Below are 13,518 nucleotides of genomic sequence, written 5' to 3'. Positions count from 1 at the left end.
CTTTCAGACGCCATCGAGCAGTCGGGGCCAGCGTCGCCGGACCTCGTGCAGATCCTCGGGGCGATCGACATCCCCCAGGGGCGGCAGGCGCAAGGTCGCGGCACCGGCGGCTTCCAGCCGCTCGAGGGTCTGGGCGGCGACCGCTTCGGTGCCCCAGGCGATGTCCTGGAAGACCGACGGAATCGCCCGGGCCAGACCGATCAGGCAGTAGCCCCCGTCTTCCGCTTCGTTGATGACGGCGTCGAAGCGGCGCAGCCCGTCCAGGGCGGCGTCGATGACGGCGCGATCGAGAGCCGGACAGTCGGTACCGATCACGACGACGCGGCGGGCGCCCCGGGCCCGGGCCCGGACCACCGCACGCGCCATCCGCGCCCCCAGGTCCCCCTCGCCCTGGGGGTGCACCGTAAAGTCGCCGGCAAGGTCGCCGGGAACCTCTGCCACCGCCGAATCCGGCGTGATCCAGAGCTGCGTGACCAGGCCGGGCCGGCGCAGGCCGCGGCAGAGTTCGACGACCCGCTCGATGCAGCGACGCTGAAACGCCGCCGCGCCTTCCGCGCCGAGTGCGGGAATCAGTCGAGTCTTGACCTTCCCCGGTTCGGGCCAGCGGCAGAAGACCGCGAGGACCTCGTTCATGACGCGCCGTTTTCCTCGCGCCAGGCCTTGAAGGCCTCGATGTCCCGCTGGATCTGCGCACGCAGTTCCGCCGCCGAACCGAACTTACGCTCCTCGCGCAGCCGTTCGAGCAACTCCAGTTCCACCCGCTGGCCGTAGAGATCTCCCTCGAAATCCACCAGGAAAGTCTCCACCACGATCCGCCGAAAACCGAAAGTCGGCCGGATACCGACGTTGGTCACGCCGAGCCGGCTGCGCCCCCCCCAACGGGTGCGCGTGATGTACACCCCCCGGGCGGGCAGGAACTGATTCTCGGGAGCCAGGTTGGCGGTGGGCACCAGCAGCGTGGTGCCCCGCCCTTCGCCGTGAACGATGGTGCCGACCAGGGTGAAGGGACGGCCCAGCAGGCGGCCGGCCTGCGCCACGTGACCATCGGCCAGCAGCCGGCGAATACCGGAAGCCGAGATGCGCCGACCCTCGTCGAGCACCGGTTCGACGCCCCGGGCCAGAAAGCCGTGGCTTTTACCCAGGCGCGCCAGCAGGTCCACGTCTCCCGCCCGGTCGCGCCCGAAACGGAAGTCGGGACCGACGTAGAGTTCCCTGATTGCAAGGCCCCGTACCAGCACCTGCTCGACAAAGGCTTCCGCGGGCATGTCCGCCAGCCGCCGGTGGAAGGGCAGCACCACCAGCACGTCGATGCCGGCCTGCTCCACCAGCGCCTGTTTCTGGGCCCCGGTGAGCATCAGCCGGGGGGCGCGCTCGGGGCGCAGCACCCGCAGAGGATGGGGGTGGAAGGTCACCACCGCCGAGGCCAGGGAGAGGTCGGCCGCCCGCGATGTCACCCGGGCCATGATCGCCTGGTGGCCCAGGTGGAGTCCATCGAAGTTGCCGATGGTCGCCACGATCCCGCCCCGCGCAGCGAGGTGGAGTTCGTCCAGCTTGCGGATGACCTTCATCCCAGCCTCTCCAGGGCCCAGAGCAGCAGCCGTACGGTGACCTGGGCCATGGCGCCGGCCAGCAGGTCGTCCGCCATGATGCCCCAGGCTCCCGGCCAGCGCTCCACGCGGCCCACGGGCCAGGGCTTGGCCACGTCGAAGAGGCGGAAGGCGACGAAGGCCATCGACAGCGAAAGCCACCCGGCGGGCAACGCCGCCGCGGCCAGCAGCATGCCGGCGACCTCGTCGATCACCACCGCGCCGGGATCCGGCGTGCCGAAGTCCTGTTCGGCCCGGCGGGTCGACCAGAGCCCCAGGGCCGTGACCGCCAGCACGGCGGGCAGGAAGAGCAGGGGGCGGCCGCTCCACCACAGCAGCAGCACCAGGGGCAGGGTCGCCAAACTCCCGAAGGTGCCCGGAGCGAAAGGTACGAGTCCGACTCCCAGGGCGGTGGCCACCGTGCGGCGGACCAGGCTCATGCCTCGCCTGTGCCGGCCACTGGCCGGGCCCACAGCTCCCAGGGAGCGGCGCCCGTGATTTCCACTTCGAGGAAAGTGCCGGCGGGCCAGGCGGCGCCACCTTCGATCACGACCCGGCCATCGACCTCCGGGGCCTGGCCTTCCCAGCGGCCGGCACCGTGTTCCGGCTGGTCTTCGGCGGGCCCCTCGCAGAGCACGGTCAGGCGTTCTCCCCGCCGACGCTCGCCTCGCTGGTGGCTGAGAGACGAGCAGAGTTCTTCGATGATCTCCCGCCGCTCGTTCTTGAGTTCTTCGGGGACGTCGTCGTCGAGACCGTGGGCGGTGGTGTTCTCCTCGTGAGAGTAGGTGAAGACCCCCGCGCTGTCCGGGGCCAGTTGCTCGACGAAATCGACCAGGGCGCGGAACTCCGCTTCGCTCTCTCCGGGAAAGCCCACGATGAAGGCCGACCGCAGGGCGGCGCCGGGCAGGGCGCGTCGCAGTTCCTCCACCTGCCGCAGGTAGCTGTCGGCGTTTCCGGGACGGCGCATCCGGCGCAGCACGTCCCGATGGGCGTGCTGCAGGGGCAGATCGATGTAGCGCACGAGGCGCCGGCAACCGGCCAGGGCGTCGACCAGGCGTCCGGAGAGGCGACCGGGGTAGAGGTAGTGGAGCCGTACCCAGGCCGGGGCGGCCTCGCAGCCGTCGATCGCCTCGAGCAAGCGGGCCAGGCCGTCGTCCATTCCCAGGTCGCGACCGTAGGAGGAGGAGTCCTGGGCCACCAGGTTGACTTCCTGTACGCCGTCGGCGGCCAGCGCGACGATTTCCTCGAGCAGGTCGTCCACGGACCGCGAACGCATCTTGCCCCGAAAGGTGGGGATCGCGCAGAACGCGCATTGCTGATCGCATCCCTCGGCGATCTTGACGTAGGCCGTCCAGGGCGGAGAGAGCCGCAATCGCGGCTCGGCGGCGGCGTAGAGCTCCCGGGCGGCGGTCCCCGCAACCGGCAAGCGGCCCTCAGCGCGACCCGGCTGCCGCGCCACCTCGCTCACCCGCCGAATCTGGTCCAGGCCGACGAAGCCGTCGATCTCGGGCAGGTTCGCGGCCAGTTCGTCGCCGGAACGCTGGACCAGGCAGCCGGCGGCGATCACATGCCGCCCCCGGCGGCGGGATTTCCACTCGGCGGCTTCGAGGAGGGTCTCGACGGACTCCGCCCGGGCCTTGTCGATGAACGAGCAGGTGTTGACCACCAGGATGTCGGCCGACTCCGGATCCTCGACGAACTCCGCACCTTCGGCGGCCAGGCGTCCGAGGATCAACTCGCTGTCCACCTGGTTCTTGGGACACCCCAGGCTGACCAGCGCCACCCGGCGGCCCTTGTGGGGGTCTGTCGGGCGGGAACTCACGGATACAACCGTTGCAGGGTCCGGGGGTAGGGGATGGCCTCGCGGGCGTGGTGGATCCCGCAGATCCAGGCCACCACCCGCTCGACACCCATCCCGAAACCGGCGTGGGGCACGCCTCCGAAGCGCCGCACGTCCATGAACCAGCGGAAGGACTCCTCGGGCAGGCCGTGGTCGGCAATACGCTGCGCCAGCAACCCGGCGTCGTGGATCCTCACGCTGCCGCCGATGATCTCGCCGTAGCCCTCGGGGGCGAGCACATCCACGCACAGGGCCCGGGACGGGTCGTCCGGGTCCGGTTCCATGTAGAAGGCTTTCACCTCCGCCGGGTAGCGGTGGATCATCAGGGGGCGGTCATGGCCCTCGGCGAGCATCGTCTCGTCCAGAGCGCCCAGATCCGAGCCCGGTTCAAAGGGCGGGGCGCCGGCCTGTCGGGCCCGTTCGACGTTTTCGGGGCGGGTGAGGATCGCGGCGGCCTCGTCGTAGCTGAGCCGGGGAAAGGGGGGCACGATGGCTTCGAGCCTGCTGGTGTCCCGTTCGAGGATGGCCAGCTCCTCGCTCCGCCGCTCGAGTACGCGGCCGACCACGTAGGCGACCAGTGCCTCGGCGAGCTGCATCGTCTCGTCGAGCCCGGCCCAGGCCATCTCCGGTTCGACCATCCAGAACTCGGTCAGATGCCGACGGGTCTTGGATTTTTCGGCGCGGAAAGTGGGGCCGAAGCAATAAACCTTGGAGAAGGCCTGGCAGGCCGGTTCGAGGTAGAGCTGGCCGGACTGGGAGAGGTAGGCGCTGTCACCGAAGTAGTCGGTCTTGAACAGCGTGCTGGTGCCCTCGCAGGCGGCCGGCGTGAGGATCGGCGAGTCGATCAGCACAAACTCCCGGTCGTAGAAGAAGTCGCGGATCGCCTTGACCACTTCGTCCCGTACGCGCAGCACGGCCCAAGGACCCCGATGGCGCAGCCAGAGGTGCCGATGATCGAGGAGGAACTCGGTGCCGTGTTCCTTGCGTCCGATGGGGTAGTCCTCGGTCTGGGTGACCACCTCGAAGCTCTTGACTCCCAGCTCGAAGCCACCGGGCGCACGACTGTCGGCGCGCACCACGCCGGAAACCTTGACCGATGACTCGTGGCCGCAGCGGGTGATCTGCTCGAAGGTCTGCGGGTCGACGTCCCGTACCGAGGCGACGGCCTGGCACTGGCCGGTCCCATCCCGCAGGACCAGGAAGGCGATCTTGCCCTTGGAACGGAGGTGGGTCACCCAGCCGGCGATCAGCACCTCCTGGTCCACGTGCCGGGCCAGATGCCGGATCAAGACCCTCGGAGCGGACACTTCAGTCCTCGCTGTCCTGGGGCTTGTAGGCCGCCATCAGTTCCTGCTGGATCTCGGCCGGCACCTTCTCGTAGCTGGCCAGTTCCATGGTGAACGAACCCCGGTCCTGGGTCAGCGACTTGAGCGTGGCCGAGTACTCCAGCATCTCCGCCATGGGCACCAGGGCCCGTACGATGCTGCGTCCGGACTGGCTGTCGGAGCCCTGCACCTTGCCACGGCGCCGGGAGAGGTCGCCGAGGATGTCACCCATGTTCTCGTCGGGACAGGTCACCACCACCTTCATCACCGGTTCGAGCACCACCGGCGCGGCACGCATCACGCAGGCCTTGAAGACCTGGCGACCGGCGATCTGAAAGGCGATGTCCTTGGAATCCACCGGGTGCTCCTTGCCATCGAAGATCACCGCCTTGACGTCCCGCAGCGGGTAGCCGGCGATCACACCCTCTTCCATGACCTGCTTGACGCCCTTCTCGATGGAGGGCCAGAAATTCCGCGAGATCGCGCCGCCGACGATCTCCGAGTCGTATTCGAAGCCGCCACCCCGCGGCAGGGGCTCGATGCGCATGTGCACCTCGGCGAACTGTCCCGCACCACCGGACTGCTTCTTGTGCCGGTAGTCACCGGAGGCGGCCTTGGTGATCGTCTCGAGGTAGGGGATCTTCGGCTTCTGCAGGATCCCCTTGACCCCGTCCCGGTGTTCCATCTTGTCCATCGCCGTGCGCACGTGGTCGATGCCCAGTCCGTGGAGCATCAGCTCGTGGGTGCGGGGGTCGCGGGAGATGCGCAGGGTGGGGTCTTCCTCGGCCAGGTGCGCCAGGGAGCGGGCGATTTTTTCATCGTCGCCCTTGCCCTCTCCGTGCACCGCGTAGGCGATGACCGGCTCGGGGAAGGGGATCGGCGCCACCTTGACCACGCTGCCCTTGTCGGCGACGAGGGTGTTTCCGGTACGGGTCGCCTTGAGCTTGGTCACGAAGCCGATGTCGCCGGCCATCAGTTGGGTGACCTTGGTTCCTTCCTTGCCCCGCGGAAGCGCCAACCCCGACAGTCGTTCGGCGGTCTCGGTGTCGGCGTTCCACGCGCCCTGGTCGGCACTGATCCTGCCGGAAAAGAGCCGCAGCATGCTGATCTGGCCGGCGAACTTGTCGATGTAGGTCTTGAAGACCTGGGCCACCAGGGGGCCGTCGGAATCGACGCTCACCTCCACCGCCGCGCCCTCGGCGTCGGTGACCGGCGGCAGGGGACGGTCGGCGGGAGAAGGCGCGAAGCCCACCAGGGCTTCGAGGATCTGGTGCACGCCGATCATCTTCGGCGCGGCGGTGGCGAAGACGGGGAAGAGGCTGCGGGAGCCGATGGCCAGGGCCAGTCCCCGGCGAAACTGCTCGTCGCTCAGCTCGCCCTCTTCGAGGAAGGCGTTCATCAGTTCGTCGTCACTCTCGGCGACCATCTCGATCAACTGCTCGCGGGCGGTCGCCACCGCGTCGGCCATCTCCGCCGGCGGATCGCCGATCTCCACCTCGCGGCCGCCGGACTTGGGCCGCAGGGCCTTGCCCGTGACGAGGCAGACCACGCCTTCGAGGCTGTCTCCCGTGCCGATGGGCAGGGCGATGGGCATCACTTGCCGCCCGAAGCGCTCGCCCAGGGCTTCGACCACCGTGGCGAAGTCGGTGTTCTCCCGATCGAGTTGGGTCACCGCGAAGACCAGCGGCCGGGCATCGCTCTCGGCGTCTTCGAACATTTTCTCGGTCTGCACCTCGATGCCGTGAACCGCGTGCACGGTGAGCATGGCGCAGTCCGCCGCACGCAGGGCCGCGGCCGCCTCGCCGATGAAATTGGTGTAACCGGGGGCATCGATCAGGTTGATCTTGCAATCACCGTGCTCGACGAAAGCCACGGCCACCGACATGCTGACTTTGCGTTGGATTTCCTCGGCGTCGAAATCGGTAACGGCCGTGCCCTCGAGCACGGAGCCGAGGCTGTCGGTCGCGCCGGCGCCAAAGGCCAGAGCGGCTGTGAGGCTGGTCTTGCCGGCATCGCCGTGACCGAGCAGGGCAACGTTCCTGATGTGCGCGCTATCGTAGACCTTCATCGTCGTCGACTCCTGGCGCCGACCGGCTGGTGGGGGCCCCTTTCCGGCTCCACGAAAGGCCCCGGGCGCATCGCCGCGCCGTCCCCTGGGAACCAGGGAGCGCCGCGCCGATCCAGCCCGGCAGGCCTCGAGCTGAAGTCCGATACAGGGCGGGCGAAAAACCCCTGCCCGGGGTGAAACCCGGCGGCGAACACGGAACTCTAGAGGCAGCGCGGGCACCCCGTCAAGCCCGCGGCTCGCCGTCCGGGCACCGGGAGACTAGATTGGCGGTGAGGAGAGTCCATCCCGACGATGTCCCACGCCCTGCTCGAGCCTCTCGCCCGCTGGATCCGCCGCCCCCGTGGCGTCGGCGCCGAGGGCGGTCGCGGACCCTGTCCCCACTGCAGCCGGGTCGGAGAGCGCTGGCCGTCGGGTCTCGAGGGTTCGCCGGGGGTTCTGATCTGCACCGGCTGCGGAGGACTGGTCTCGCCCCGGGGCGAGGCCCTCGAACTGTCGGAACGGACCACCCTGCTCAGCTTCGCGGGAGACCGGCGGCGGGATGACCTCCCGGCCCCCGCCTGGCGGCCACCTTCTCCGCGCCTGGACCAGGCCGTCGAGCGCTGGGTGCTGCGGCGCTTCCGCCGGGTTTCCGATCCCCGTCTGGAGGCCTACGTCACCGCACTCCGGCGGAAGGTGGGAGCCGCCTCCCCCGGCCCCCTGCTGCTGATCGACCTGGGGGAACCCGCCCTGGCGATCTGGCCGGGCTCCCGGCTGGTCTTGAGCCTGGGGCTGATGGCCGGCCTCGACGACGAGGCCCAGCTCGCCTTTCTCCTGGCCCGGGAAGAGGCCCTCGAGCAGGCGGGATGGCCCGGAAGACGCCTGGCCTGGGCCCATGCGCGGGAACGGGAGGGACGGCTCTTCTCCGCCGGCATCGAGGAGGCGGCCGCCGGCACGACCATCGAGCTGGGGCTCAAGCTCGGCTTTCCGGACCGCGCCGAGCGCGCCGCCGATCGGGAGGCCCTCGCCGCGCTGGTGCGGGCCGGCTACGACCCTACCGCCGGCTCCCGGGCCCTGCGCCTGGTGGAAGCCGCTTCGATAGCCGGAACCGGTGGACGTTTCCTGCTGGCGGCGGACCGGGCCCGCTGGCTCGAGAACCGGGGCTCGGGACTCGGCCCCGGGCCGGGCTATCGGCTCAACCGGGAAGTCTACCGCCGCGCCGTGGGCGGCTTCTCGGTCTTCGCCTCCCGCTGAAATCAAGCCCCCGGCCCGCGCCCCGGCCGACTCAGCGGCGCCGCACGCCCTTCCGGCTCCCGGAAGAACGGCCCGAAGAGCCCCGGCTGCCGCTGGCGTGGCCGCCCCGCGAAGACCTGGACGCGCCGCCCCGGGAGCGGGTCGCACTCTTGCCGGAACTCCCGCCCTCGGCCCGGGACCGGCCGGCCGCCGGCGCCGAACGTCGGGAGGCGCCGGAAGAGCGGGAAGTCCCGGGGGCCTTCTTGCGCGGGGCGGGTGCCGGACGCGGCGTGCGGACGCCGTCCCGCGAGGAGGGAGCCCTGGGCGCCTGGGGGAGGGCGCCGGGGGCGCTTTCCCTGCGACCGCCGATGCGGTCGAAGAAGCGGCGGACGCTCTCCTCGCCCGAGGAGCGGCCCGCGGGGCCGCGGGTCGCTGGGGAGGAGGGGTTCCGCCGGGAGGTGCCGCGGCGGGAGGCCTCCGGATCCCCGTGGCGGCGGGGAGCGGTGGGAGCGGGGGCCGCCCGGCGACTCGCGCCACGTCGGGAGTCGGGGGGGAGCGGGCGGGCGGTCGCGGGGGCCGAACGCCGGCCGGGAGCGGCCGGGGGGGAACCCTCGGCAGCGCCTCTTCCCGTGACCGCACGCCGCTTGTCGCGGGCCTTGCGCTCGACGGCGGCACCGCCCTGACGCGCGGCTTCCCGTTGACGATCCGGTCCGGCGGCGCCGGGCGTCCGCGGCGTCACCCGGCGGCGAGGGGTGGCACCGGCGGCCGGCGGGTCGCCGCCCGGCCGAACACGGCCCACGGCCGCGTCCCGCGCCCGCTCGGCGCCGGAGCGGGGAAGCCGGGCGCGAACCCCACCGGGGTCGGCCGGTCGACGCTCCCGCTCCCGGAAGGCCCGGCGCTGGCCGGCGCGACTCTCGCGCACGGCGCGATCGGCCAGGCGCACGCCGGAGGCCCGCCGGCGGGCCAGATGGCGAGCCTGGTCGTAGACCCGGGGAGCGACCACCTCGGCTCGCACCCCGGCGCCTCGCCGGGTCAGCGCCGCGCGGGGCTGGAGGGCCCGGCGGCTGACGACGCCCCGGCCCAGGTCGGGCCGGGTCAGGCGGGCGCTGCCCGGCCGGCGGTGCCCGCCGAAGTACCCGTAGTCGTAGTAGCGGCCGTAGTAGCCGTGATCATGGCCGTAGAAGTAGACGTCGCCGTAGTGGGCGAAGATCCAGGGGTGGTGATCGAAGTAAGGATGCCCCCAGGTGAAGCCGATGGAGATCGTCACGGGCAGGTCGTAGTAGCCCAGGGGGACCCAGCCCACGTAGCTCGGCCCGTAGTACCAGTCCACGTGGGCGACGCGGAACACCCCGCCGGGGATCCAGCACCAGCCGAAACCCACGCGCCAATCCCAACGGCCGTAGCGATAGACCGGCCAGCCCCAGGCCTCCGCGCCGACCCACACCGGGCCGTAGGGCCCCGCGGACCAGTAGCCATCGCGGTAGGGCGCCCAATCGTCGTCCACGTCCGGATTCCAGACCCAGCCGTACTCGGCGGTCCATTCCCACTCGCCGTTGCGTGACAGCTCGCCGTAGTAGGGGCGCACCGGCTCGGGCAGCGCCGCGTATTCGTCGCCCGGAACGGCACGCAGGCGATAGACGTCGTCACGGCGGGAGACCCACTGCCCGAAACCATCCCGCAATCCGATGATCACGTCCCAGGGGCGCCGTGGAGAGCGGCCCGCCACCACCCGCGTCCGCTCTCCGGAACGGACGATCACCGATCCGCCCTGCCCGGCGACTTCCACCCGCCCCCGCTCCACGGTGACCCGGGTCACTTCTCCCGGCTCGATATCGATCCGCACCGAGGAACGCTCGAGGGGATAGATCGACGCGGCGGGTGTGTCGACGCGGAAGTTCTCGCCACCGTCGGGGTGGGGGACATCCGCTTGCAGGCGGCCCCATTCCAGGCCGAGCACCGTGCGATCGGTGTCCCTGCGCGTGGGGTCGAAAAGGTCGTAGATCTGCACCGAGGTGTTGGAGTCGAGGCGCAGGAGGGAACCGTCGGGGAGTTGGAGTTCGCCCCGCTGCCGGTCTCGACTCTGCACGCGGTCGCCCTCGTAGACCGGATCATTGAACTTGAGGGGTTCCTCGTAGCCCGCATCCCGGCGCACCACCAGGCTGTCGTCCACGAAGCGCACGCGGGCGAACACGTAGGGGGTTTCGGGTTCGACCACCACCTGGCCGTCGAAGGCCGGCTCTTCGTCCGCCGGAACGGGCAGGCCGAGCGAGAGGGTCAGGACGGTCAGCAGCACCAGCAGGCGCCGCCGGGGGTGAAAGCCGCTCACGGGAAAGTGGGCCTCGAACATGGTCGCAAGTCCTTCCTGGGTGGATCCCACCCCGGTAGAAGCAAAACCCATACCGCTTCCGCCCCCCCGGACGGAACGAGCGGGCCGGCTCGGGCATGACGACACCAAGTGACTGGTTTGAATGGATTTAGGAGCCGCGGCGGAGTACGGGGCGGTGGGCGCTCCCGGGACCCGGGCCGTCCACCCCAGGGGACGGCCGTCCTCGGGCGAGGCCGCCCGGTGGCCACGGCGGCGGGGAACATGTCAACATGCATCGGGCCGCCGGCCGGCTGCCGGCGGCGGAGGTTGCCCATGGCGGTGCGAGCGATCGTGGTCTATCCCCATCCCGTTCTGACGACCCCCACCCGCCCGGTGGAAGCCGTCGACGAGGAGGTGCGCACCCTGGTGGCCGACATGGTGGACACCATGCGGGCGGAACGGGGCGTGGGCCTGGCGGCCAACCAGGTCGGCGAGAGCCGCCGGCTGATGGTGGTCGACGTCAGTGCGGGAGAAGATCCGGAAGCGCTGACGGTACTGATCAATCCGCGGCTGCTGAAAACCTCCGGCCGCCAGAGCGGCGACGAGGGCTGCCTGTCGTTTCCCGGCATCTTCGAGGTGATCACCCGTCCGGCCAAGGCTGTCATCGAGGGTATGACCCTCGACGGCGAGACCGTCCAGGTCGAGGCCGAAGACTTCTTCGCCCGGGCCCTGCTCCACGAACTCGATCATCTCGACGGCGTGGTTTTCCTCCAGCGCATGTCGCCTCTCAAAAGGCGCCTGGTCCAGCGCCAGATCCGACGGCTGCGGGAGTCGGGGGAGTGGCCCGAGACCGTGCTGCCCGAAGCGACGGAGCCGGCGCAGGGCTGAACCCCCCGGCGGGGAGGCGGCGATGAGACTGGTCTACTTCGGCACTCCCCTCTGGGCGGTTCCCCCCCTCGAGGCGCTGGCGGCCTCGGAACACCAGGTCGCGGGGGTGGTCTGCAACCCCGATCGCCCGGCGGGACGCCGCGGCAGTCCCGTGCCCTGCCCGGTCAAGGCCCGATCCCGGGAACTGGGGCTGGCCCCGATCCTGCAGCCCGCGACTCTGCGCCCCACCGCCGCGCGCCGGGCGATCCTCGCCCTGGAAGCCGACGTCTTCGTCGTGGTGGCCTACGGCCGCATTCTCCCGGGAAGGCTGATCGACGCTCCTCCCCACGGGGCGGTCAACCTCCACTTCTCCCTGCTGCCCCGGCACCGGGGAGCCAGTCCCGTCCAGCACGCCATTCTCCGCGGCGACGGGGAAACCGGCGTCACCACGATGAAGATGGATCGGGGCCTGGACACCGGGCCGATCCTGCTGCAGGTCTCCACTCCCATCGGCCCGGAGGAGACCACCGCCGAACTGGGCTCGCGACTGGCCGACATCGGTGCCCGCCTCCTGCTCGAGACTCTCGACGGCCTGGCCGCCGGCCGCATCACCCCGCGCAGCCAGGACGAGGACCGGGCGACTCTCGCCCCCCTGCTCGACAAGAACGCGGGCCGTTTCGACTGGGAGGAATCCGCCGAGGCCATCGCCCGTCGGGTGCGGGCCCTCGGCCAATGGCCCAAGGTGCGGGCCCGGGGGGCGCGGGGGGTGCTTCTGTTGCGCCGGGTGCGTCCGGCCGACGAGACGCCGCCGAAAGAAGCCCTGCCGGGTACCGTGCTCGGTGCCCGCGGGGAGGCGGTGGCGGTGGTCTGCGGCGCGGGCAGCGTGCTTTGGATCCAGCGCCTGCAGCCGGAGGGCCGGCGGGAGATGGACGGGGCGGCCGCCCTGGCCGGGGGGTACCTGGCTTCCGGGGGGCGACTGTCGGTGCCGGCCCCGTGACCACCGGCAAGGACCTGCCGGCGGGGGTGCGCAGCCGCCTCCTGGCGGCGGAGATTCTCGAGCGCGTGGAGAAGGGGGCCTGGGCCGGCCGTCTGCTGGCGGCCCGGGCCGGCGACCTGCCCGACAGCCGGGACCGGGCGCTGCTCTCCCGCCTGGTACTCGACACCCTGCGCTGGCAGGGCGCCCTCGACCACTGCCTGGCTCCTTTCCTCAAGCATCCTCTCGAGCGACTGGCTCCCCGCGCGCGGGCCTTGCTGCGGCTGGGGTTGTGCCAGGCGCGAGTCCTGGAGCTGCCGGCGGCGGTGGCCGTCAGTACCGCGGTGGACGCGGCCCGCAGCGGTGGGGCCGCACGGGCCGCAGGCCTGGTCAACGCGGTGCTGCGGCGCTGCTGCCGGTCGCGGGAGGCGGCTCTCGATCCTCGCCTGTGCTTCCCCCCGTGGTTGCTCGAACGCTGGCGGCGCCGCTGGGGCGCGGAGCGCGTGGACGCCCTGTGTGCGGCCCTCAATCGCCCGGCAAGGCCCTTCGTGGTCCCCCTGAAGTCCGCGGGAGGCGCCGCCGCCCTGGCGGAGAGCCTGGCGGAAGACGGAGTCGACACCGTTTTCTCCTCCCTCGTCCCCGGCGGACTGGAGGTGGGTGCCGGGGCTCCCCAGCTCAGCACGGCCTGCCGCCGGGGCGCGTGCGTGATCCTCGATCCATCCGCCGCGCTGGTGGCCCGCCTGGCGGCGGCGGCGCCTCCGGGCCCGACCGCCGATCTCGCCGCCGCACCGGGGGGCAAGGCCTCGTTGCTGATCGACCAGCGCGCCGGGCCCCTGATCGCCCTCGAGCCCGTGGCCAGCCGCCTGCGCAACCTGGCGGCCAACCTGGCCCGACGCTTCCCCCCCGAGCCATACGCCGTGGTCCGCGCCGACGCCCTGGCCCCGCCCCTGGCCGAAGGCTCCTTCGCCCTCCTCCTGCTCGACGCCCCCTGCAGCGGCACCGGCACCCTGCGCCGGCACCCGGATCGACGGTGGCGGCTGAGCGAGGGGGCGATCCGGCGGGCGGCGGAGTTGCAGGCCCGCCTGCTCGACGCGGCGGCCCGCCTGGCGGCCCCCGGGGGCGTGCTGCTCTACGCGGTGTGCAGCATCGAGGCCGAAGAGGGGGTCGAGCGGATTCGGGCCTTCCTCGATCGCCATCCCGACTTCGAGGCCCTCGACCCCCGCCCCTGGCTGCCCGAAGAGGCGAGATCCCTGGCCCGCCGGGATCCCCCCCGGCTCGAGATCCTCCCGCTGGACGAGGGCGACGGCTTCCAGGCGGCCCTCCTGCGCCGCCGCTGACCGGCGCC

The 13,518-nt window shown here is 71.5% G+C and carries 11 protein-coding genes; 4 read left to right on the top strand and 7 right to left on the bottom strand.

Translation table 11 applies throughout. The features are described 5' to 3' along the window. Nucleotides 1-3 precede the first annotated feature (3 nt). The 6 genes from Q9Q40_06065 to fusA are packed head-to-tail and all read right to left on the bottom strand — an operon-like array spanning nt 4 to nt 6,819. Entirely contained in the window at nt 4-633 is a 630-nt protein-coding gene (locus Q9Q40_06065; protein ID MDQ7006778.1) for a TIGR04282 family arsenosugar biosynthesis glycosyltransferase, read from the bottom strand. Beyond that, on the bottom strand, nt 630-1,568 hold the full coding sequence (ribF, locus tag Q9Q40_06060) for a riboflavin biosynthesis protein RibF (GenBank protein MDQ7006777.1): 939 nt from the start codon (nt 1,566-1,568) through the stop codon (nt 630-632). Before ribF ends, Q9Q40_06065 begins: the two co-directional genes overlap by 4 nt. Beyond that, the gene (locus Q9Q40_06055) at nt 1,565-2,026 is read right to left on the bottom strand and encodes a phosphatidylglycerophosphatase A (protein MDQ7006776.1); all 462 of its coding nucleotides are present in this window, start codon (nt 2,024-2,026) and stop codon (nt 1,565-1,567) included. The genes ribF and Q9Q40_06055 overlap by 4 nt, the downstream gene beginning before the upstream one ends. Beyond that, nucleotides 2,023-3,408, bottom strand: coding sequence for a 30S ribosomal protein S12 methylthiotransferase RimO (gene rimO, locus Q9Q40_06050; protein ID MDQ7006775.1), 1,386 nt, complete (start codon nt 3,406-3,408; stop codon nt 2,023-2,025). The genes Q9Q40_06055 and rimO overlap by 4 nt, the downstream gene beginning before the upstream one ends. Next, nucleotides 3,405-4,733: an asparagine--tRNA ligase gene (gene asnS, locus Q9Q40_06045; protein ID MDQ7006774.1), complete on the bottom strand. Its 1,329-nt coding sequence runs from the start codon at nt 4,731-4,733 to the stop codon at nt 3,405-3,407. Before asnS ends, rimO begins: the two co-directional genes overlap by 4 nt. 1 nt (nt 4,734) lies before the next feature. Continuing rightward, complete coding sequence (fusA, locus tag Q9Q40_06040) at nt 4,735-6,819, bottom strand: elongation factor G (GenBank protein MDQ7006773.1); 2,085 nt, start codon at nt 6,817-6,819, stop codon at nt 4,735-4,737. 291 nt (nt 6,820-7,110) lie between these two features. Here fusA and Q9Q40_06035 point away from each other — a divergent pair, with 291 nt between their 5' ends. Continuing rightward, nucleotides 7,111-8,049 carry a hypothetical protein gene (locus Q9Q40_06035; GenBank protein ID MDQ7006772.1) on the top strand — a complete coding sequence of 313 codons (939 nt, stop codon included), beginning with the start codon at nt 7,111-7,113 and terminating at the stop codon, nt 8,047-8,049. A gap of 31 nt (nt 8,050-8,080) precedes the next feature. Here Q9Q40_06035 and Q9Q40_06030 read toward each other — a convergent pair whose 3' ends face one another. Next, nucleotides 8,081-10,426 (bottom strand): FecR domain-containing protein, encoded by a 2,346-nt coding sequence (locus Q9Q40_06030; protein MDQ7006771.1) that lies wholly within the window; start codon nt 10,424-10,426, stop codon nt 8,081-8,083. Nucleotides 10,427-10,666: 240 nt separating this feature from the next. Between Q9Q40_06030 and def the strand changes: the two genes are divergently transcribed. From def to Q9Q40_06015, 3 genes are read left to right on the top strand one after another with little or no spacing between them, the layout of a single operon-like run. Further along, entirely contained in the window at nt 10,667-11,221 is a 555-nt protein-coding gene (gene def / locus Q9Q40_06025; protein ID MDQ7006770.1) for a peptide deformylase, read from the top strand. 22 nt (nt 11,222-11,243) lie between these two features. Then, the gene (gene fmt, locus Q9Q40_06020) at nt 11,244-12,197 is read left to right on the top strand and encodes a methionyl-tRNA formyltransferase (GenBank protein MDQ7006769.1); all 954 of its coding nucleotides are present in this window, start codon (nt 11,244-11,246) and stop codon (nt 12,195-12,197) included. After that, nucleotides 12,194-13,510, top strand: coding sequence for a transcription antitermination factor NusB (locus tag Q9Q40_06015; protein MDQ7006768.1), 1,317 nt, complete (start codon nt 12,194-12,196; stop codon nt 13,508-13,510). The genes fmt and Q9Q40_06015 overlap by 4 nt, the downstream gene beginning before the upstream one ends. The last annotated feature ends 8 nt before the right edge of the window (nt 13,511-13,518 follow it).

Source organism: Acidobacteriota bacterium, assembly GCA_030949985.1.
GTDB lineage: Bacteria > Acidobacteriota > Polarisedimenticolia > J045 > J045 > JALTMS01.
Note: the sequence above shows the minus strand (reverse complement) of the source record. Positions and strands in the feature narration are given on the sequence as shown.

Bases quoted from the DNA above. Each gene is read 5' to 3' on its own strand.
- fmt (MDQ7006769.1), top strand. From the start codon at position 11,244: ATGAGACTGGTCTACTTCGGCACTCCCCTCTGGGCGGTTCCCCCCCTC.
- Q9Q40_06035 (MDQ7006772.1), top strand. From the start codon at position 7,111: ATGTCCCACGCCCTGCTCGAGCCTCTCGCCCGCTGGATCCGCCGCCCC.
- Q9Q40_06030 (MDQ7006771.1), bottom strand. From the start codon at position 10,426: ATGGGTTTTGCTTCTACCGGGGTGGGATCCACCCAGGAAGGACTTGCG.
- Q9Q40_06055 (MDQ7006776.1), bottom strand. From the start codon at position 2,026: ATGAGCCTGGTCCGCCGCACGGTGGCCACCGCCCTGGGAGTCGGACTC.
- Q9Q40_06065 (MDQ7006778.1), bottom strand. From the start codon at position 633: ATGAACGAGGTCCTCGCGGTCTTCTGCCGCTGGCCCGAACCGGGGAAG.
- ribF (MDQ7006777.1), bottom strand. From the start codon at position 1,568: ATGAAGGTCATCCGCAAGCTGGACGAACTCCACCTCGCTGCGCGGGGC.
- fusA (MDQ7006773.1), bottom strand. From the start codon at position 6,819: ATGAAGGTCTACGATAGCGCGCACATCAGGAACGTTGCCCTGCTCGGT.
- def (MDQ7006770.1), top strand. From the start codon at position 10,667: ATGGCGGTGCGAGCGATCGTGGTCTATCCCCATCCCGTTCTGACGACC.